Source organism: Flavobacterium tructae, from assembly GCF_001853485.1.
Taxonomy (GTDB): Bacteria; Bacteroidota; Bacteroidia; order Flavobacteriales; family Flavobacteriaceae; genus Flavobacterium; species Flavobacterium tructae.
Genome location: NZ_MIKE01000011.1, coordinates 137,637 through 158,378, shown reverse-complemented (window position 1 = coordinate 158,378; position 20,742 = coordinate 137,637). Strand labels below are relative to the sequence as shown.

Genomic DNA, 20,742 nt, shown 5'->3' with positions numbered 1-20,742 from the left:
TCGATGACTTAGTTTTGAGCTTTAGTTGAAGGAATATAGTCTAAAATTAAACGCTGGTTAGGGTTTAGGTATTTTTTTGCTACTTCTCTGATCTCTTCTCTGGTGATAGAGTGATAAAGGTCGATCTCGGTATTTATCAAATTAACATCTCCGTAAAGCAGATAAAAAGAAGCCAGATTTTCTGCGATTCCTTCTACTGTTGAATTGGCATTCACAAAATTATTATCGAATTTGTTTTGTAATTTTTGATAATCTTTTTCAGAAATTAAGTCCGTTTGAATTTTTACAATTTCTTCGTCCATTTCTTTTAAGATGTCGGCTGTTGTGTTAGGAGCCATTGGCAAGCCGTATAATATGTACATTCCATAATCTTCCTGACTAAATCCTACTGCTCCAATCTGAAGCGCCATTTTTTTGTCGTCTACAATTTTTTTGTACAGTTTAGAGCTTTTTCCATCACTTAAGTAAGAAGAAATCAAATCCAAAACTCTTGCATCTCTGGTTTTCATTGATGGTGTTCTGTACGAAGCAACTACCATTGGAATCTGAATGTTCGGATCTTCGTAAGTGGCTTTTATGGTCTGATTGATTGGTTCTTCTACGTAAGTTTGTTTTTTTAATTCTTCTCCTTTTGGAATTGGAGCAAAATATTTCTGAATCCATTCTTTTGTTTTGGCTTTGTCAAAATCACCTGCCACCACTAAAACGGCATTGTTTGGGGTGTAGAATTTTTTATTAAAAGCCTGAAATTCTTCAAGAGTTGCGGCATCCAGATCCTTCATGGAACCAATAGTGGTCCAGCGGTACGGATGTTTTTTGAACATGTTTTCTTTTACAACCGGCAAGATGTTTCCGTAAGGCTGATTGTCATAACGCAGTCTTTTTTCTTCTTTAACTACTTCGTTTTGAGTGTCAACTCCAATTTTATTGATAATCGGATGCATTAATCTTTCCGATTCCATCCATAAGCCAAGTTCTAAGTTGTTTGAAGGTAAAACTTCGTAGTAATAAGTTCTGTCGTCAGTAGTGTTGGCGTTGTTTACACCTCCATTAGCCGTAACGATCTTCATCCATTCGCCGCGTTTGATATTTTTAGTTCCTTCAAATAATAAATGTTCAAAGAAATGTGCAAAACCCGTTCGGTCCGGACGTTCGTCTTTTGATCCTACGTGGTACATAACCGAGGTAATCACAACCGGAGCTGAAGGATCATTGTGTAAAATGACGTGCATTCCGTTGTCTAAATTGTATTCTTCAAAAGCTACCTTTTGAGCATGAGCCACTCCGCCGAGCATTAGTGCCGCACTTAACATAATGATTGAATTTTTCATAAAGATTAATAAATTTATATTTACCTAATAAATAGGTAGTCAAGAGTTGATTATCGTTACATCAAAAATAGGTTATTTTAATTAGCATTTAGGAAAACAGGAATGAAATGATTAAATTTTAACAGTATTTTACTTCTAAATAGCTTTTTTGGAATGCAGAAACGTCTTGAAAAACAGTTATAAAGCTGAAATAAATATTTTTAGAATAAGGGATTGCACAGTAAATTATTAGTTGTATATTTGCAACCTTAAAAATCAATAAATCAATTTGGTATGTATGCAATCGTAGAGATAGCAGGGCAACAATTTAAAGTAAGCAAAGACTTAAAGGTTTATGTTCACCGTTTGGCTAACGAAGAAGGTTCAAAAGTTTCTTTTGACAAAGTTCTTTTATTAGACGATAACGGAAATGTAACTTTAGGCGCCCCAGCTATAGAAGGTGCTTCAGTAGAAGCTAAAGTGTTACAACACTTAAAAGGAGACAAAGTTATCGTTTTCAAAAAGAAAAGAAGAAAAGGATACAAAAAGAGAAATGGTCACAGACAATATCTTACTCAAATTGTAATTGAAGGTATTACTGCAGCTGGTGGAACTAAAAAAGCAGCAGCTAAAAAAGCGGTTGTAGCTGAAGAAGTATCTGCTGAAGCAGAAGCTCCAAAAGCAAAAAAAGCAGCTCCAAAAGCAAAAAAAGAAGCTACTAAAGAATAATAACAATATTTAAACTCATACGTCATGGCTCACAAGAAAGGTGTCGGTAGTTCGAAGAATGGTAGAGAATCAGAATCAAAACGTCTAGGCGTTAAGATTTTTGGTGGTCAAGCTGCTATTGCTGGGAACATCATCGTTAGACAAAGAGGTTCAAAACACAATCCAGGTGAAAATGTTTACATCAGTAAAGATCACACACTACACGCAAGAGTAGCAGGAGTTGTTAAGTTCCAAAAGAAAAAAGATAACAAATCTTATGTATCTATCCTTCCATTCGAAGCATAATCATTAGATTACTTATTACAAAAACCCGTTCATCTTTGATGAGCGGGTTTTTTTGTGGAATGATGAAAGGTTAAATTTTAGGTTTCAAGTTTCAGGTTTCAAGTTCAAAGTTTCAAGTTCAAAGTTTCGGGTTTCACGTTTCAAGTTTTAGGTTTTGATATTTAAGTTTAAAACTAAGATTTATAATTGATATCACGATGTCCGGCTGAGCGAAGTCGAAGCCCTTGCTCAGTCGGACTCGGGTCTATTTTTTAGAGCAACTACTTTTGTTTGTTTGCTAGTATTGCGGGTAAAATATAATCTTGTACAATGGTATCGGCTTGTGCGTGCCCATAAGGTTTGTTGTAGGCTTTTGAAGTAATGATTACTACAAGCGGAAGATTTTTAAAAATCATAAACTCATTTCCTCCATTACCGGCGCAATAATAGGTTTCGTAAGGAGTGTTTTTAAAAGTGAAAGTTTTGTTCCAAAATAAGTAACCATAGAATTCATTTTGTCTTTCCGGAATCTGAATTTGGTGCGTAAGGGTTTTTTGAACCCAATCGGCAGTTAAGATTTGTTTGTCCTTCCAAAGACCGTTATTTTGATACAACTGTGCATATTTTGCATAATCCAGAGAAGTCATTTGAAGGCTTCCTGCAGTATTCGCTACTTTTTGAGGCGTATATTGCCATTGATAGTGGGTGATGTTTAAAGGCTTAAAAAGTTTTTCATCGGCATATTTTTCTAATCCTCCAGGAACAGATTTGTGAATGATGTCGCCCAATAAAACGACACCGGCCGTAAAATAATCCCATTGACCGCCATTGGTTTTAGATTTGTCCATTGGTAAATCTAAAGTAAATTTTACCCAATTATCGGTAGGGTACATGTTTTCTTCGTTCCCGGGGGAATCGCTATTTTGATCGGATCCTTCAAAAGCGGAACTCATGGTGAGTAAGTCTTTTATTTTTACGTTGTCTTTTTTAGGGGCGTAATTTGCAAAACTTTTTAAATCGTAAAATTGGTCTAAAGTCTGATTTTCGTTTTTAAGATAGCCGTCGTTCATGGCAATTCCGGCTAATGTCGATGCAAAAGATTTTCCTGCCGATCGGGTATCGTGTAATGTGTTTCGGTTAGCATCATTAAAATATTCTTCAAGCAGTAGTTTTTTATTGTAGACTACAACGATACTTGTAATTTCCTTCAAATTGTAGCTGGCAATAGCAGTATTGAGTTTTTCAATTTTCTTCTTGTCAAAAGCAAAATTCGAAACTTCCCAGTCACTGTTAGGCTGGATAGGCTGAACTTCGATTTGTTTGGCGGTTAGTTTCGGAGCTTTTAAGATAAGCTGAACTTCTCCTTTTGCAATTAAATCGCCAGTTTTAATTTCATTGTTTTTATCGGATTTAAGGTAAGGACGAATTTCTATTTTTAGTTTGTGTTTGCCGTTGGTTAGGGCTTTTTCTCCGCCATTAAGTTTGAATCTTTCCCATAAATAAATAGACCACCAATCTTCTTTTTTTGTACTGGTTAAAGGAACTCTAAAGGTTGTTGAGGTGTTTTTACTGCCTGCTGATCCAAAACTGCATCCGTAGTTAAGGTTTTCGGTGTAGAGGAGTTTATTGTCGATGTAAAAGGCAAACTGAAGGTTTCCGGTTGTTAAAAGTTGATCTGCGGATAATTCAGGATTCAATTGGTGCAGGTAATTGATGACAGAGTTGTTCATGAAAACTCTGATATTCAAATCGGATTTGTAGGTTAGCTCAAAAGATTTCAGAATATCAGATTCTTTATACTGCTCCAGAGGAATGTTGCCCTTCATAAAAGTAACTTTACCAATGTTGTTTTTATGCAGTTCGGTTGTAATCTCATCGGGTTTGAACAGATTATTGTTTTGTGCCGAAATTATGCCATTGCAAAATAGCAGGGCAAGTAAAAGAAAGTGTTTTGTCATTTGATTGATTATAAGATTGAAAGGCAAAGTTACTCTGTAATAAATTTAAAAAATTGTACAGGATTAACATCTGACTCATTTTTTGAACAGTATTTTTTTGTGTTCGGAAGGATTCAGGCCATTTATTTCTTTAAAGGATCTGGTCAGGTGACTTTGATCAGAAAAACCGCATTCGTACGCAATTTCGGTTAAGGATTTGCTTTGAAGGGCAATGAGTGAGAGTGCTTTTTCTACTTTTAATTTTCGGATGTATTCTCCCAGATTGCAATGAAAATACTTTGAAAAATCTCTTGAAAGATGAATAGGGTGAATGCCTAATATTTTAGATAAATAATCAAGTGTAATGGTTTCGGTAAGCTGATCGTGAAGGATTTCATCAATCATTGTAACCCATTTAGGATTTTTATGTTTGATGGATTCAAAATCACCATTTAGTTTGGATAAGATTTCAATTAACAGGGTTTGTGTCGAAAGGTCAAAATGAAAATCGTCAATTTTGGTCGCTCTGAAAATTTTATACATCAAAAGTTTGATGTCGGGGTTTAGGACAGTTGTGCTTCCTTGCAGGTTGTTGCTGTTTAAGGTGAGGTCATCAAACCATTTTTTTTCAATTTCAAGATGAAAACCTCTGGTAAAGCCTTCCGGTTTAATGTTGTAGTGTGGTTCTTGCCAGTTATGAAACAACAGGCTTCCGGGAGCGCAATTGTAAACCTCTTTTTTGTTTCCTTCAATTACATTTCCCTGCAGGATAAAAGTGAAGTAGGCATGCTCATGATAATGCCAGTCTACTGTAGGGTGTGTATATACGGTATCAGTCAACGTTATTCCTTCAAGAGAAATCGTTTTGTTGGTCTGGCCGTAAAACTCTCCTTTTTTAGATTGTTTCATGAGTGCGTTGCATTGCTATTCAAAACTATAAATATAATTTGATTTAAATTAAAAAACCTGCTCATTATGAACAGGTTTTCTGGTTTTATTCTTCAGTATCTTTTGTTTCTTCTAAATTTTGAGATTTTCTTCCCACTTTTATTTTTGGATTATCCTGAGTTCCGGTAATGGTTAAAGGAATTCCAAAAATCCCCAAAGGCGGAAGACCCAGACGCATTTTCAGGTTTAGTTTTCCGTCCAGACTTGTGGTACCTTCGATTCTTGGTCGGAAGCCCGCAAACTTAAACTTAAAACGTTCTACCGTCATGATGTTGTTTTTGATGGTCGTTTTAATGTCGACCTTCGAAAGATCCGGATTTTTGATCGACTCTGTATTGGTTTGTTTGCTTACTGCACTAAACATTTTCAGTCCGCGAACTTTTACATCTTTTATCGAAAGTGTTCCTCCGCCTGCAAGCGATGGATAAACCGGTTCCATTTTACTGTTTAAACGGCCTTTTAATTGGTAGTCTAAAGAAACAATTCCTTGTGCTTTTTCGGCAGCGCTTGCCATTTTTCTAAAAACTTCAATTTCGTTGTAGGCCTTTTTGATATCAAAATCAGAGGCTTTAATCGCGTAATCAAAATTGGCCTTTTTAGGAGTTATCGCCTGATAATTGGCATTCATGCTAACATCACAGCCAATTAGATTGAAACCGGTATTCTGCATGTTCAGTTTACCCTTGTTCATGCTTAGATTTCCAACAGCATTTAAAAGATTCAATTTGTCAAAATTTACTTTTTGAGCGTTGGCTGTAAACTGCAGATTCAAATTGGCCGGAATAATAATTACACCGGTTTGAGCTGGCTGAGCCTGAGGCTTGGTTTCCGTTGTGGTTGCTGTAGCAGCAGTATTTGTTGTAGTACTCGACATAAATTCGTCCACATTGATATATCGTGAAGTCGATTTAAAAGAGCCTTTTAAAACACCGGTATTGGTAGTAGCATAATTGAAAACGTTCTGCAGGTAACCATTTAACCTGAAATCAGATTGACCGTAGGCAGCCAAAAAGTTATTGAAGGACATTTTATCCTGATTGATTTTGAAAATACCTTCTTTGATGATGAATTTCTTCGGAAGATATTCAGAAGTTATTCCGATGTTTCTAAGTTCAAGTGTTCCTTTGTTGTACAGCTTGCGGTAATTTCCTTTCTCGGCGTCGCTTTGTTTTCCTTTTAAAACCAAATCGGCTTTTACGAAACCGTCCAGATCAAGTCCTTGCTGAGAGAAAACTTTGTAGATTTTGTTCACGTCCAGTTCTCCTTTAGCCTTGATGTCGTAAGCTAAATCATTAAAATTACTCAAATCGGCTTCTACGAAAACAGGTTTTCCTTCAAAAGTAAACTGAGCAGGTTTTAGGTTTGTTTTTAAATCACTAAAAGTCCCTTTTTGATTCTCAACCTTAGATTTGATAGTAATATCTGTGATCGGATTTGGATAATAAGGTGTTTTTAAATAGCCATTTACCAAGTCAATAGTACCATTGGTAACGGGAAGAAGTTTGTTTTTTAAATCAAATTTTCCGTTAGCTTTTACGTCACCAGCCAGATTTCCTTTTAAAACAATAGTTGGAATTCCAAGTGCCGACATTAATTTTCCAAGATCAATTTTGGCCTTAAAATCAGCATTAATATCCGGAGTGTTTATGCCTTTGACATAGAATTTTGATTTCAGATAATCCTGCTTGATGTTTAAAGACAGATTTTTGGCATCGACAATTAGCAGATCCGGATTTAAAGACGGAACTTTTGTTTTGATCTCTAAATTTAAATTGGAAACCGGAAAAGCACTTTTGTTATAATTGACAAATCCGCTGTCTATTTTCACATCCAGATTAAGATCCGGTGCAATGTTCTGTGCGGCAATATAATCTCCTTTTAAAGTTAAAAGCAGGTTGGTATTTCCTTTTAATTCTGTTTTCGACAGCCAGGTGATATATTTTGGAGGGAAGGCGGTAAAAACATCGTGTAAATCACTGTTGTCTGATTTGATTACAAAATCCATATTATAACCGTCTTTCAGGAAGTCGAATTTCCCTATAAAGTCGACCACAAGATCATTTATTTTAAGGTTATTCTGTTGGAAATAAAAGGACAGGGAGTTGACGTTGACTTTTGTAATCAAATCAGCGTTCACTTTTTTATTCATTAGATAAGGTTCATTTTCATAAACAATATTCAATTTTTCAATTTTTGCTTTCGAATACAAATCAAAAACAGCTTTGTTTAGATCGCCTTTTCCTAAATAATCAAATCCGAACGCATCAAAATGGATTTTGGTTGATTTGTCATCGTAAACAATTTTACTGTTTAAAATTTCAATTCGTTCCAGTTTTAAAGCGGTTTCGGTACTGTCTTTAGGGGTTTCGGCTTGAGAATTTGACTTGTAAATATTGTAATTGGCTTCTCCCTCTTCATTTACTTTTACATTGATAAAGGAATCTGATAAATAAATCTGATCGATTTTTACCTCTTTGCTGAAAATCAGACTGGCTACATTGATCCCAAACGAAACTTCTTTCGCAGTGATGAATTTTTCTTTTGTATAAGGTGCCGATCCGTTAAGGTGTAAATCGCTTAAGGTTAAAGTAAGCGAGGGGAAATGTTGAAAAAACGAAACCGAAACATCAGAGTAATTCAATTCTGCACTCAGCTTTTCGTTAGCGGTTTTTTTAATTTGTTCCTTGATTTGATCTTCAAAAATAATGGGAGTAAGGAATAGTAGTCCTATAATGACAACAAAGGTAATCCCAAGGTATTTGGCCGTTTTTAGTAAAATGGTCTTTATTTTATTTGTAGACATAACAAGTTGTGGTATTTATAGGTAAAAAATGAAAATCGAGTTTAAAAGAATATTATCCGTGTACGGTTTCGCTTTTTCCGTAGTTGGTAATAATTGAGCCTTCAAATTCAATCCATTCTTTCCAGCGTTTATCAATATCGATATTGTCGGTATATTTTCGTGCAAAACCTAAAAATGTAGTATAATGTCCGGCTTCAGAAATCATTAAATCACGATAGAATTTAGCCAGTTCTTCGTCTTTTATGTTTTCAGAAAGTACTTTAAAACGCTCACAGCTTCTGGCTTCAATCATAGCCGAAAACAATAGGCGGTCGCAAAGAGCGTCTCTGCGGCTTCCGTCTTTTTTCATAAATTTAAAAAGCTCATTTACATAGTGATCTTTTCGTTCACGCCCCAATGTCAAGCCTCTTTTTTTGATAATATCGTGCACCATTTGTAAGTGCTCGAGCTCTTCTCTGGCGATTACAAGCATTTCGGTAACCAATTCTTCCAGTTCAGAATTGTAAGTCACTAAGCTGATGGCATTTGAAGCTGCTTTTTGCTCGCACCACGCATGATCCGTCAAAATCTCTTCGATATTTGATTCTACTATATTTACCCAGCGCGGGTCTGTGGCTAATTTTAATCCTAACATAATTGATTCCGAAATTTGTATTGTGCAAAATTACTCATTTTTATGACCAAAAAACAGGAAATTCCATGTGAATACGCTCAAAAAAGCATTATTTTGTAGCTTGAATGGAATGTAAATGAATCAAGTGAAAAAACTTTTAATTATCGGTTCTGTCTGGCCCGAACCAAATTCGTCTGCTGCCGGAGGAAGAATGATGCAGTTAATTTCTATTTTTAAACAGAATAAATTTGACATCACATTTGTCAGTGCGGCATTAGACAGTGATTTTATGGTTGATTTGTCTGAGTTTGGAGTAGCAAAAAAAAGCATTGAACTCAATTCGGCCAGTTTTGATGATTTTGTAAAGGAACTAAACCCGCAAGTTGTCGTTTTTGATCGTTTTATGATCGAAGAGCAATTTGGATGGCGAGTGGCGGAAAACTGTCCTGAAGCAATTCGGATTCTTGATACCGAAGACTTGCATTGTTTACGCGCTGCCAGACAAAAGGCTTTTAAAGAAAACCGAAAGTTTGAAGTGACAGATCTTTTTTCTGAAGAAGTAGCAAAACGAGAAATTGCCAGTATTTTAAGATGTGATTTGTCTTTGATTATTTCGACGTTTGAAATGGATGTTCTAAAAGACAAGTTCAGAATCAGTGCCGATTTGCTTTTGTATCTTCCTTTTTTGACAGATTCGATGTCTGAAGATGATCTTTTGAAATTGCCATCATTTGAAGAAAGGAATAAGTTTGTTTTTATTGGGAATTTCTTTCATGAGCCCAATTGGAATACGGTTCAGTACTTAAGAGAAGTAATTTGGCCTTTGATCAAAAAAGATTTTCCAACGGCTGTTTTGGAAATTTACGGTGCTTATCCGTCACAAAAGGTATTGCAAATACATCAGCCTAAGAATGGATTTTATATCATGGGAAGGGCAGTGGATGCTGTCGAAATCGTGAAAAATGCGAGAGTTGTGCTGGCGCCAATTCGTTTTGGAGCAGGTTTAAAAGGGAAATTGTTAGAAGCTATGCAGTGTGGAACGCCAAGTGTGACTACTGCAATTGGTTCTGAAGCCATGCATGCTAATTTGCTCTGGAATGGTTTTATAGAAGATGATGCAGCTGAATTTGCTATAAAAGCGATTAAACTTTATCAGGATGAGAATCTTTGGAAGGAAGCTCAGAAAAAGGGAATTGCAATTATCAACGAGTGTTATCTGAAAGACAGATACTCAGATGGATTCATGTCTGTGGTAAATTCATTGCTAATGGATTCTACAAGTCATCGTCTGCATAATTTTATGGGCAGTTTATTGCAGCATCATGCTTATAAAAGCACCATGTACATGTCAAAGTGGATTGAAGCGAAGAATAAGTAAGTATTTAGTCGTAGTTTACAGTTTTCAGTCTCAGTTTTCAGTAACCGGGACTGAAAACTGAGACTGCAAACTGAATACTGGATACTATTTCAAAATGCCTTCAACAGCCTGAATAGTTGTCGCATGGTAACCTGATTTTGCTTTTTCGAAAATCTGTTTAGCCCACACTTTTCCTTCAGGAGTTTTAACCATTTCTTTGTATAGCATCATTACAGATCCTGTTCGGCTTATTCCAATTAGAAATTGCTCAATAGCAGGATTGGCTGCTTTGTATTGATGTTCAATGGCCTGAACAAACCACTGACGTTTGATGATGAAATTACCGCCTTTTGTAAAGTTGAATTCTTTGTCGATAGCTTCCATCTCTTTTACTGTAATGTCAGCTGGAAGATGATCTATAAAATGCTGTTTTTCGGCAGTTGTCGTAATTTTTTTACTTAGACCTGTCACGCCGGTTTCTCTCCATGTCTTTTGGATTTTATCAATTGCATCAAAATCAGGAGAACTTACCGGAAGGATGTTTGACGGAATTCCCGGTTTGTAAATCCATTCGTCCAGTTTTATTTTATCCGCCAGAGCCTTGTCGCCTTTAATAAGGTTTTCGTTAATGTATTTTACGAAGTCTTCCGTTGTGATCGATTGGAAAGCATGTGAGTCGAAATAGTTTTTAATAAACGGATCGAATTTTTCACGACCAACAGCATTCTCGATAACTCTTAAAAAGGCATACCCTTTTACGTAAGGAATCATACTGATACCATCGTCCGGATTTCTTCCGGTAAGACTAACTTTCAATCTTGTATCCGGATTGGTGTCTCCGTATTCAGCTACATTATCGACTAATTCTTTGTTTGTGATAACGTTTTGCATCTCGAATTCTTTCTTTCCAAAGATGGCTTCTCCGATTCTGTGTTCTACATAAGTCGTAAATCCTTCGTTTAACCAAATATCATCCCAGGTGGCATTGGTTACTAAATTTCCGCTCCAGCTATGTCCTAATTCATGTGCTAAAAGACTTGTTAGTGAGCGATCTCCGGCAATAACGCCCGGAGTAAGGAAAGTTAAGTTTGGGTTTTCCATTCCGCCATAAGGAAAGCTTGGAGGTAAAACCAGTACGTCGTAACGTCCCCAACGGTATGGTCCGTATAGTTTTTCGGCAGCGCCAACCATGTTGCCTAATTCGGCAAATTCCCATGTTGCTTTTTTCAGCAAAGAAGGTTCTGCATAAACTCCGGTTCTTTTGTCGATAGATTGAAATTCAAGATCTCCAACAGCGATAGCCATTAGATAAGAAGGAATTGCTTTGTCTTGTTTGAAGGTGTAAACTCCCGTGTCATTTTTCTTTTGCGGATTAACAGCGCTCATTAAGGCTATTAAATCTTTTGGAACCGTAACTTTTGCATTGTATGTAAAACGAATGCCCGGTGAGTCCTGGCATGGAATCCAGGTACGGGACCAAACACTTTCGCCCTGAGAGAAAAGAAATGGTTTCTTTTTGTCTGCTGTTTGTTCCGGAGTCAACCATTGTAGTGCCACTGCGTCTTTGGTAGTGCTGTAGTAAATGTTAACTTTAGTAGTGTTGGGTTCGATGGTAATGTGAAGTGGTTTTCCGTGAAATTCTACGTCGGTACCAAGTTTGAATTTTGTTTCTTTTTCTTCGTCTCCTAAGGTTACTTTGGTAATGTTAAGGGTGTTTTCGTCGAAGATTATTTCGTTTCCTTTGCTAATGTTGTCAATTTGCCACGACGCTTTTCCGGTAATGGTTTGTGTGTCAAAATCTACTTTGATATCGAGATCAAGATGTTTGACGACAGCTAATTCCGGCTTAGAATAGCTGTGTTCGTCAATGACGGCTGTATTTTTTTCAGTTTGTTCTTTTTTCTGGCAGGCAAGAGCTGCTAAGAATAAAGCTACAAGAGTTATTTTCTTCATTTTTATATGTTTTGGATTTGAGGATGAAAATTAAACAAAAAATCCCGTCCCGAAAAACTTCGGGACGGGATTTTATTATGAGGGGGTCTTCGACTTCGCTCAGACGGACATTCGACTTCGCTCAGACGGACATTCGGCTTCACTCAGACGGATATTCGGCTTTGCTTAGTCGTTTTGACTTTGCTTAGGCGGCATGGACATAAAAATTATGCTAACATGGTCACCGGGCTTTCGATGTATTGTTTTAATGTTTGTAAAAACTGAGCTCCGGTTGCACCGTCGATTGTTCTGTGGTCACATGCTAATGAAAGCATCATGGTGTTTCCAACTACAATCTGACCATTTTTCACTACCGGTTTTTCTACAATTGCTCCTACAGAAAGGATTGCAGAGTTTGGCTGGTTGATGATTGAATTGAATTCAGTGATACCAAACATTCCAAGGTTAGAAACGGTAAAAGTACTTCCTTCCATTTCTTGTGGTCCCAGTTTTTTGTTTTTCGCTCTTCCGGCAAGATCTCTTACGCTTGCGCCAATTTGAGATAAACTCATAGCGTCTGTGAATTTCAATACAGGAACTACTAATCCGTCTTCAACTGCTACAGCAACACCAATGTTTACGTGGTGGTTGATGATGATTGCATCTTCTTTCCACTGAGAGTTGATTTTTGGATGTTTTTTCAAGGCTAAAGCACAAGCTTTAATTACCATATCGTTAAAAGATACTTTTGTATCCGGAACCGTATTGATTGTTGCTCTTGCTCCCATAGCTTCGTCCATACTTACTTCGATCACTAAGTTGTAGTGAGGAGCTGTAAATAAAGATTCTGCCAAACGTTTTGCGATAATTTTACGCATTTGAGAGTTTTTGATCTCTTCTGTGAAAACTTCTCCGGCAGGAACAAATACTTTTGGTGCAGCAGGTGCAGCTTCTTGTGGTTTAGCAGCAGAAGTTGTAGTTGCAGTAGCCGCAGCAGGTGTTTGTGCAGCAGGAGTAAAGTTCTCGATATCGCTTTTCACGATACGTCCGTTTTCTCCTGAACCTTTAACCTGATTTAATGAAATTCCTTTGTCAGAAGCGATTTTCTTCGCTAATGGCGAAGCTAGAATTCTTCCTCCGTTTGAAGTTTCGGCTACTGTTTCTGTTGCTTTTTCAGCAGCAGGAGCAGCTTTAGTTTCTTCAGTTGCAGGAGCGCTTACAGCACCTCCGGCAGTATAGTTTGCAGAAATTCCTGAAACATCAGTTCCGGCAGGTCCGATGATAGCTAACAAGCTGTCAACAGGAGCTGTATTTCCTTCTTGAATTCCAATATATAATAAGGTACCGGCATTGAAAGACTCAAACTCCATAGTAGCTTTGTCTGTTTCAATTTCTGCTAAGATATCTCCTTCGGCAACAGCATCACCTACTTTTTTCAACCAGGTAGCTACTGTTCCTTCAGTCATCGTGTCGCTCAAACGTGGCATAGTAACCACTACAACACCTTTTGGTAATTCAGTGGCTGCTTTTGCAGGAGCAGCAGTTTCTGTTTTTGTTTCTGCAGCAGGGGCAGCTTCTGTTTTTGGCGCTTCTGCAGCAGGAGCAGCACCACCGGCTAAAAGAGCAGAAATATCTTCTCCTTCGTTTCCAATGATTGCTAATAAAGAGTCAACAGGAGCAGTTTCTCCCGCTGGTATTCCGATATGTAAAAGAGTTCCTTCGTTGAAAGACTCAAATTCCATTGTTGCTTTGTCTGTTTCAATCTCAGCTAAGATATCTCCTTCGCTAATTTTGTCGCCTACTTTTTTAAGCCAAGTCGCTACCGTTCCTTCCGTCATAGTATCGCTCAAACGAGGCATTGTAATAATTGTTGCCATTGATTTATAGTTTATGAGGTGTGAATGGATAGTCTTCTTGTGCGTATACTACATCATACAATTGTTGTAATTCAGGATATGGAGATTCTTCAGCGAATTTCACACATTCTTCAACCAGGTCTTTTACTCTTTGGTCGATTACTTCGATTTCTTCTTCTGTAGCGTATTTTTGATCCATAATTACATCTAAAACCTGAGTAATAGGGTCAATTTTTTTGTATTCTTCTACCTCTTCTTTAGAACGGTACAATTGTGCGTCAGACATAGAGTGTCCTCTGTAGCGGTACGTTTTCATTTCAAGGAAAGTTGGTCCGTCACCACGACGTGCTCTGTCGATTGCTTCTGTCATTGCTTCGGCAACTTTTACCGGGTTCATTCCGTCAACAGGTCCGCAAGGCATTTCGTATCCTAAACCAAGTTTCCAGATGTCGGTGTGGTTTGCTGTTCTTTCAACAGAAGTTCCCATCGCATAACCGTTGTTTTCAACGATAAATACAACCGGTAATTTCCATAACATTGCCATGTTGAAAGCTTCGTGTAAAGAACCTTGTCTCGCAGCTCCATCACCAAAATAGGTCATAGTAACTCCGCCAGTGTTGAAATATTTATCAGCAAAAGCTAAACCAGCTCCAACAGGAATTTGTCCACCTACGATTCCGTGTCCTCCGTAAAAACGGTGTTCTTTAGAGAAGATGTGCATAGAACCTCCCATACCTTTAGAGGTACCGGTTGCTTTTCCTAAAAGTTCTGCCATTACGTTTCTAGGATCAACTCCCATACCAATTGGCTGTACGTGGTTTCTGTAAGCAGTAATCATTTTGTCTTTGGTCAGGTCCATAGCGTGTAAAGCTCCTGCTAATACAGCTTCCTGACCATTATATAGGTGTAGAAAACCTCTAACTTTTTGTTGAATGTATAATGCTGCAAGTTTATCTTCAAACTTCCTCCAAAGTAGCATGTCTTCGTACCACTTTAAATATACCTCTTTTGTAACTTCTTTCATCTGAATTCTTTCTTTTGCTAAAGTTTGTTTGTGTTATCAATTGTTGCCTGTAACGCAAAATAGTTTCCTCCCACAAATTTGCGCCCGAAAGGTCGGGATGCAAAAATAAGACATTCCTAGTAAGAAGTAAAATTTAAAAGCTACTTTTTGGCTTTTTTTTACAAGAACTTTTTATCAAACATAAACGGGAGTAAATTTTTTAGAGATGCCGATTTGTAAACTTCGCCGATTTCTCCCATAAAAAAGATTTCAATTGGGGTGTCCTGTCTGATCTCGTATTCTGCAATAGATTGACGACAAGATCCACAAGGCGGAATTGGTGCTGTGGTCTGATTAGTGTCTGAAGCTGCTGTAATAGCCATTTTTAGAATTTTGGCTTCCGGATATACACTTCCGGCATGATAAATGGCAACGCGTTCAGCACATAATCCTGAAGGATATGCTGCATTTTCCTGATTAGATCCTACTACTATTTTTCCATTGTCTAAAAGTAAAGCAGCTCCAACCCGAAATTGAGAATAGGGCGCATATGCTTTTTTGCGAACTTCGACCGCCTGACTCATTAACTCCTGAATGTCTTTTGGGAGTTCTTCAAGGTTGTTATAAATGTTGAAGGATGATGTAATGCTTATTTCTTTCATTTCTGTTTAAGGGAAAAAAAATCCAAATTCCTGAAGAAACAGGAATTTGGATTGTTATTAATTTTTTATTTTCAGGTTTTAATATACTTCGTATTTGTCGCCAAAGTTAAAGGTTAAAGAAAAACGAAGTGTATTTTCTAACGGATTTTTAACTTTTGATGTTGAAAATAAATACGAAACGTCAACTTTTACTACATTGTATTTGAATCCTGCTCCTAAAGAGAAGAATTGTCTGGCTCCTTTTACAGGGCTTTCGTGGAAATATCCTGCTCTTACAGCAAAAGCATCCTGATACATATATTCTGCACCTACACTATAAGTGATTTCTTTTAATTCTTCGCTGAAACCACCCGGAGCATCCCCGAAAGATTTAAAAATTCCGGATACCCAGCCAATGTCTTTGTAGGTTTTGTATTTTGCTGCGTCAGCTTGCGACTGAGAAATGTCTCCCGGATCTGTAAAATCACCGTCACCATTTGCATCTACAGGAGTTCCCGGTCCCGGAGGTGTTGGAACTAAAAGTTTGGTAAATTCAACGCTAAGGCCTAGTTTGTTGTAATCGTCTAAGATAAAGTCAAAACCTCCTCCTAATCTAAGGTTTGCCGGTAAAAAGTTGGAACTGATATTGTCGTTATCGTAACTTATTTTTGGTCCAAGATTTTGCAGGTTGAAACCACCTCTCCATCTTCCGTTAAAATCAGCATAAGCAATTTCTTCTGATTGGTAGAATCCGGCAACGTCTACAGCGAAAGAGCCTGAAGCTGACGCGTCGATTTCTTCAGAAGCAATTTTCAGATTAGAACGAATGTATCTTGCGGCTACTGCCATTGAGAATTTCTCGCTTAATTTCAAAGAGTAAGAACCGTCTAAGGCAAACTCATTTGGAGAAACGATTCTTGCGGCTTCATTTGGGTCTCCGGTTGTTCTTAATTCGATGTCTCCAAAGCCAAAATAACGGAAGCTTCCTGCAAAGGCACTTCGTTCGTTAATTTTGTTGTAATAGGTTGCCTGACCTAATGAAATATCATTGGCTAAGTCTGTCAAATAAGGGGTGTAGCTGATAGAGAATCCTTGCTTGTCTACTGAGAAAGCATATTTCGCAGGGTTCCATTGTTGTGAATAAGCGTCGGCTGATGTAGCGACCCCCTGATCGGCTAAACCTGCAGCTCTTGCGTCAGCTGCGACAAGTAAAAAAGGTACTCCTGTAGTAATAGGGCGTTCAATGTTTTGAGCTTTTGCGTACGGAATAATTAAAAGGCAAATTAATAGAAGCGATATTTTTTTCATTTATGTTAGGTATGGTGTTGGTGATACAAATATATAGAATATTATAAAATGACAAGCTTTTCGTATTTTTCTGCTTTTTTATTTGTTAAATTAGATTTGACAGTGAGTTTGTAAATGTATACGCCTTTCCCGATTCGATCGCCAAAATCATCTTTCCCGTCCCAGGTTATATCTCTCGATAAAAAACCTTCTGTGGTGACGATTTGGTTTTTTGTCCAGACTACTTTTCCTGTTATAGTCATGACCTGAACTTGCACATCCAGAGGTTCATAAGGTCTGTTGTGTGAAAACCAAAATTGCGTATAGGTTGAAAATGGGTTAGGATAATTAAGAACGTGTGTTAGGGTCAGCGATTCATTTCCAACAACTATAAATTGTATTTCACTAGTTACAGGATTGTTGTAAACGTCCCATGCTGTAAATGTTATCGTGTGCATTCCGGCAGCAAGATTTCGCAATGGAAAACGTAAATTTCCATTGGTGTAATCGTCAAGTTTTGTCTGATAATAATCATTTAGAACAAAAGGATTGCTTACATCGCCGTCCAGCACTGCTGTAATATCATGCCCGATTCCGCTTGCTGTATTGATTCCATTTTCATCTTCAAGAAACGCCAGCAAAAATGGCGATTCATTTGTAATTCCTCCCGATACAAAAGTTTCATCGTTCATATATAACTTCACTTTTGGACTTATATTGTCCTGTGGAGCATTTTCATTTATTCCTCCAATTTTTATATTGGTGTTGTAACCTGATTGATTTTCAAGTGTTTGGTTTTTTCTGGCATAAAAACTGATTCGGCCATAATCAACAGGAATACGGATGTCTCGGGGTACAACAAAGCTGAATTCAAACTGACCGTTGGTTACCGAAGCATTTCCTCTAAAAATAGTTTCTCCCAGTATTTTGAATGACATTGCAGGGCTATATCCATCATTATTTAGGGTGCTGGTAGTGATTAGCTTGTCAAAGATGGCGGTTGCCAGTTCGCCATTGTAATTGCTTAGTAGCGTGTTGTTTTCGTCTGTTATTTCTCCTGTGATTTTAATTTTTGACAAAGATTTGAAATCAGGAATAGGCTGAGAAATCGCAATGTCATTTATTTTTGTTAAATTAATTTTTGGTTTCGGAATGGCAAGCATCAAAGCAGGGTCGCCAATGTAAAAAATGACATTGCTGGATGAACTTGGATTTTCATTTTTAGAAATTCGAAGCGCTTCGGCGATGCTCGTGTATTGGTTGGATCCGTATGAAAACAGGTTTTTGTTCAGGTTGTCATTGAAGTTTTCCGCATTGTATTGTCCTATGGCGCGAATGGTGGTTAACATGGAGATGGCCCCTCCTTTTGGATTCCAAAAAGTATATTCTCCTGCGGTTGGTCTTGTTGGGTCATCAAATCTTGAAAACTCGCAGGTTATTGTAATGAATAAGGGGTATTTGTATTGATTGTTCAGGTTTTGACCGTCTGATTTTTCCCAGATTCTTTCGGCTGCGAGACCGTCTTCGCCACCATGTCCAAGATAGTTAAAGACTAAAGCGCCTTTTTCGAAAGCATTAAATATATCGGTTCTTGCCTTCGGGTATCTTGATCCTCCTGCGGAAGCTTCCTGAGTGTAGGCGTCGAGGAAAATCTTTTCTACATTTAAAAATGGTTTTTGGGTAGAGATTGCATCGGCCAGGGTGTTCTGGCGTGATTGTAGGCTTGCGTCTGAGCTTCGGTCAGAGTCATCACTTACCATGACAACATTGTTACGCCAGTTTCCAAATGATTTTTGGTCGTGGTATTCTAAAACTTTGTTAACCATTTCTGCTGCCTGAGCATTGTCTGAAATTAACATTCTGCCTACTGCGATATCAATTCCTCCAAAAGGGAAAACGACAATGCCTTCATTGGCATCCATAAGTCCGTAAAAATCATCTGAGGCAAATGAGGCTTCTCCGGTAGAGTTGCTGATGACGGACTGATATACAGGTACAATGTTGGTATTGTTTGTAATTCGGTCTTTGTAATCAAATGAGGCGTCTCCGAACAGATTTACATATTTAAGTTTTTTCTCGGAAGTTGAGGCATTATTGTAGAGGTATCGAATGCAGTTTCTAATGGCAGCCACGTCTTGCTTTCCTGAAGAGAATTCCTGATAGATGTTTTCCAGCGGAATTACTTTTACATTTAAATTAGAATTTATCCGGTGGAAAGTGGCTAGTTTTTCAGCTTGAGAAACAAGGTTTTTTGGCGTCACAATTATATAGTCGATGTCTTGAAAACTGTTTTGAGCATTCCTGAAAAGTGTTCCTTTTAAATTTTGGTTCGCAACTTTTGGTTGGCTTTCTTTTAAAGGAGCGTAATAATCGGCAGGGTCAAGGGCGATGTATGTTCTGATTTCGCCCAATGATGTCTTAAAGCTTAAGTTAGCTTGGTTGTTGTTTTCTATTTTTAAGGTGTTTGTGGGATCTGTAACGTCCCAAATTTGAGAAATAGCCGCAGCATTTCCGATGGTGTAATTGGCTATTCCGGGAGTTGAACCTGCTAAATTGTATTGAAATCTGAATTGTTTACCGATGCCCAGAAGTTTTCTTTTGGCAGTCAGATTTATGAAGTCAAGATATCCTTTTGATCCCGGAACACCATTATTGTTGTAGGTGAGTTTTATTTTTACATTTTCGGCTCCGGTAAAGGCTGCGTTGGATGGTAATTCCTGATTGTAATATTTGATATCAGAATTTAGTGCCAAGGCTTGAAAATTAAGATTGCCTACATTTTGTCCGTTGGCAGAAATGGTAAACGAGGTAGGAGTATAGGCTGCTGAGGCTGCTTTGAGTTCTATTTTTATAGGTACTGAAGTGTCGATGTTGGGAAAGTTAAAGCTGAATTCCTGCTCCTGAGTAATGTCAAAAGATTCTCCGCACCACTGACGCCCCAGGTGAGCAATGTTTATTTTGTCGATCTCATGAAATTGATAATCGTCGAAAGTATTGAGCTCTAAAGTGCTGTTGCCGGTGGGTTGATTTAGAGGAACGATTCGTTTTCCATCACCACCTGTAGTGGTAATGTAATAATAGGATTTGGTGTCGTACAAGTTCAGGTTAGTCTGGCTTTCTGTGCTCCAGTTTTCAACGCCTTCCCCATAAAAAAGAATATAATCTTCGTTGTTGAATACGCCGTCTGTTTCGCCAACGATCTGAATCGCATTTTCTGCCAGATCTTCCGGATAATAAGTGTTGTTGGCAAGAGGAAGCATTTTTCCTCCATTTCCATAAATTTTGATTCTCCTCGGGTCTGTTTTTCCGGGGTCAAATCCCAGGCTTTGAAGGAAAGATCTCGAAATTTTGTAGACGCCCGATTTTTCAATGTAAAAACGATACCAGTCTCCCGTGGCTAATACAGAATTGTAAATCGTATTTGCTTTTTGAAAGGAAGAAGTGTTGTTGTTTTTTGCAGCGTTATCAGTCGTTTTTTTGTAAGAAAAAGATCGGATTCGTTTGAAGCTGTTTCCTTCTTTTATAATAGGCGATAATGATAAAAATACCTGCTTTAGGTCTCTTGAGGTAGTTGTTTTAAGAGTCTCATTTGGTTTTTCAGGGATATTCTCGAGCGAAAGGTCACCCAGATCGGCAGTTGAAACAGATTCGTAAATGACGTTGAAAATTTGAATCGAATTGTAGTTTGAATAACCGGACTCAGTCAGATAGAGCAGTAATATTATGCTTTTTTTAGTAGTATCATACCGAAAACTGTTTCCGGAAAAATACGGTATTTTTAATTTTGAGTCGCCAAAACTCATCTCCTTTTTGTTTTGCCAATCTAACGTAAAGTCACCATTTATCTGGGAAAATGAGATAAATGGAAGGAGAAAAAGATATAAGATGAGGACTTGTTTCATTAGCGAATAAAACGGTTTTTAATTAAAAATATTTTAGTAGGTAAAAATATAGTATTTCATGTTACAGTAAATAATAAAAAGTATATTTTTGCGTTCGTAACAATAGGTTATTTTCTGGTAAAAAACAGCGAAATAAAATTATTAGAACAGATGTTGCCAA

Annotated in this window: 14 protein-coding genes; 3 read left to right on the top strand and 11 right to left on the bottom strand. The window is 37.6% G+C overall.

The genetic code is table 11. The features are described from left to right. Positions 1–8: 8 nt before the first annotated feature. Positions 9–1,331 (bottom strand): M16 family metallopeptidase, encoded by a 1,323-nt coding sequence (locus BHE19_RS02730; protein ID WP_017497243.1) that lies wholly within the window; start codon positions 1,329–1,331, stop codon positions 9–11. A 273-nt stretch (positions 1,332–1,604) separates the two neighbouring features. On the opposite strand from BHE19_RS02730, the gene rplU reads away from it, so the two are divergent. Together rplU and rpmA are read left to right on the top strand one after the other, a co-directional pair. After that, entirely contained in the window at positions 1,605–2,039 is a 435-nt protein-coding gene (gene rplU, locus BHE19_RS02725; RefSeq protein ID WP_070905843.1) for a 50S ribosomal protein L21, read from the top strand. Between the two features lie 24 nt (positions 2,040–2,063). Continuing rightward, positions 2,064–2,324 (top strand): 50S ribosomal protein L27, encoded by a 261-nt coding sequence (rpmA, locus tag BHE19_RS02720; RefSeq protein ID WP_017497241.1) that lies wholly within the window; start codon positions 2,064–2,066, stop codon positions 2,322–2,324. 260 nt (positions 2,325–2,584) lie between these two features. On the opposite strand, the gene BHE19_RS02715 is transcribed toward rpmA, so the two are convergent. The 4 genes from BHE19_RS02715 to miaE all read right to left on the bottom strand — a co-directional run bounded on the left by BHE19_RS02715 (position 2,585) and on the right by miaE (position 8,625). Further along, positions 2,585–4,261: a serine hydrolase domain-containing protein gene (locus BHE19_RS02715; RefSeq protein ID WP_070905842.1), complete on the bottom strand. Its 1,677-nt coding sequence runs from the start codon at positions 4,259–4,261 to the stop codon at positions 2,585–2,587. 75 nt (positions 4,262–4,336) lie between these two features. After that, complete coding sequence (locus BHE19_RS02710) at positions 4,337–5,149, bottom strand: helix-turn-helix domain-containing protein (RefSeq protein WP_070905841.1); 813 nt, start codon at positions 5,147–5,149, stop codon at positions 4,337–4,339. An 85-nt stretch (positions 5,150–5,234) separates the two neighbouring features. Further along, the gene (locus BHE19_RS02705; protein ID WP_070905840.1) at positions 5,235–7,991 is read right to left on the bottom strand and encodes an AsmA-like C-terminal region-containing protein; all 2,757 of its coding nucleotides are present in this window, start codon (positions 7,989–7,991) and stop codon (positions 5,235–5,237) included. A gap of 52 nt (positions 7,992–8,043) precedes the next feature. Further along, positions 8,044–8,625 carry a tRNA-(ms[2]io[6]A)-hydroxylase gene (gene miaE / locus BHE19_RS02700; protein WP_017497237.1) on the bottom strand — a complete coding sequence of 194 codons (582 nt, stop codon included), beginning with the start codon at positions 8,623–8,625 and terminating at the stop codon, positions 8,044–8,046. A 115-nt stretch (positions 8,626–8,740) separates the two neighbouring features. Here miaE and BHE19_RS02695 point away from each other — a divergent pair, with 115 nt between their 5' ends. Then, on the top strand, positions 8,741–9,982 hold the full coding sequence (locus BHE19_RS02695; RefSeq protein WP_070905839.1) for a glycosyltransferase: 1,242 nt from the start codon (positions 8,741–8,743) through the stop codon (positions 9,980–9,982). 84 nt (positions 9,983–10,066) lie between these two features. Here the strand turns inward: BHE19_RS02695 and BHE19_RS02690 are convergent, their stop codons facing one another. The 6 genes from BHE19_RS02690 to porU form a co-directional block, all read right to left on the bottom strand. Beyond that, positions 10,067–11,914 carry a hydrolase/aminopeptidase gene (locus BHE19_RS02690; protein WP_070905838.1) on the bottom strand — a complete coding sequence of 616 codons (1,848 nt, stop codon included), beginning with the start codon at positions 11,912–11,914 and terminating at the stop codon, positions 10,067–10,069. 206 nt (positions 11,915–12,120) lie between these two features. Beyond that, positions 12,121–13,770, bottom strand: coding sequence for a pyruvate dehydrogenase complex dihydrolipoamide acetyltransferase (locus tag BHE19_RS02685; RefSeq protein ID WP_070905837.1), 1,650 nt, complete (start codon positions 13,768–13,770; stop codon positions 12,121–12,123). A 4-nt stretch (positions 13,771–13,774) separates the two neighbouring features. Then, positions 13,775–14,773, bottom strand: coding sequence for a pyruvate dehydrogenase (acetyl-transferring) E1 component subunit alpha (gene pdhA / locus BHE19_RS02680; protein ID WP_017497233.1), 999 nt, complete (start codon positions 14,771–14,773; stop codon positions 13,775–13,777). Positions 14,774–14,931: 158 nt separating this feature from the next. Further along, positions 14,932–15,414 (bottom strand): cytidine deaminase, encoded by a 483-nt coding sequence (cdd, locus tag BHE19_RS02675; protein ID WP_017497232.1) that lies wholly within the window; start codon positions 15,412–15,414, stop codon positions 14,932–14,934. Positions 15,415–15,492: 78 nt separating this feature from the next. Further along, positions 15,493–16,701: a type IX secretion system outer membrane channel protein PorV gene (gene porV / locus BHE19_RS02670; RefSeq protein WP_070905836.1), complete on the bottom strand. Its 1,209-nt coding sequence runs from the start codon at positions 16,699–16,701 to the stop codon at positions 15,493–15,495. Between the two features lie 41 nt (positions 16,702–16,742). Continuing rightward, positions 16,743–20,582, bottom strand: coding sequence for a type IX secretion system sortase PorU (gene porU / locus BHE19_RS02665; protein ID WP_070905835.1), 3,840 nt, complete (start codon positions 20,580–20,582; stop codon positions 16,743–16,745). Positions 20,583–20,742: the final 160 nt, after the last annotated feature.

Excerpts from the sequence above, each read along its gene's own strand:
- cdd (WP_017497232.1), bottom strand. The coding sequence starts at position 15,414 with ATGAAAGAAATAAGCATTACATCATCCTTCAACATTTATAACAACCTT.
- BHE19_RS02685 (WP_070905837.1), bottom strand. The coding sequence starts at position 13,770 with ATGGCAACAATTATTACAATGCCTCGTTTGAGCGATACTATGACGGAA.
- pdhA (WP_017497233.1), bottom strand. The coding sequence starts at position 14,773 with ATGAAAGAAGTTACAAAAGAGGTATATTTAAAGTGGTACGAAGACATG.
- rpmA (WP_017497241.1), top strand. The coding sequence starts at position 2,064 with ATGGCTCACAAGAAAGGTGTCGGTAGTTCGAAGAATGGTAGAGAATCA.
- BHE19_RS02690 (WP_070905838.1), bottom strand. The coding sequence starts at position 11,914 with ATGAAGAAAATAACTCTTGTAGCTTTATTCTTAGCAGCTCTTGCCTGC.
- BHE19_RS02705 (WP_070905840.1), bottom strand. The coding sequence starts at position 7,991 with ATGTCTACAAATAAAATAAAGACCATTTTACTAAAAACGGCCAAATAC.
- miaE (WP_017497237.1), bottom strand. The coding sequence starts at position 8,625 with ATGTTAGGATTAAAATTAGCCACAGACCCGCGCTGGGTAAATATAGTA.
- rplU (WP_070905843.1), top strand. The coding sequence starts at position 1,605 with ATGTATGCAATCGTAGAGATAGCAGGGCAACAATTTAAAGTAAGCAAA.
- porV (WP_070905836.1), bottom strand. The coding sequence starts at position 16,701 with ATGAAAAAAATATCGCTTCTATTAATTTGCCTTTTAATTATTCCGTAC.
- BHE19_RS02695 (WP_070905839.1), top strand. The coding sequence starts at position 8,741 with ATGAATCAAGTGAAAAAACTTTTAATTATCGGTTCTGTCTGGCCCGAA.
- porU (WP_070905835.1), bottom strand. The coding sequence starts at position 20,582 with ATGAAACAAGTCCTCATCTTATATCTTTTTCTCCTTCCATTTATCTCA.
- BHE19_RS02730 (WP_017497243.1), bottom strand. The coding sequence starts at position 1,331 with ATGAAAAATTCAATCATTATGTTAAGTGCGGCACTAATGCTCGGCGGA.
- BHE19_RS02710 (WP_070905841.1), bottom strand. The coding sequence starts at position 5,149 with ATGAAACAATCTAAAAAAGGAGAGTTTTACGGCCAGACCAACAAAACG.
- BHE19_RS02715 (WP_070905842.1), bottom strand. The coding sequence starts at position 4,261 with ATGACAAAACACTTTCTTTTACTTGCCCTGCTATTTTGCAATGGCATA.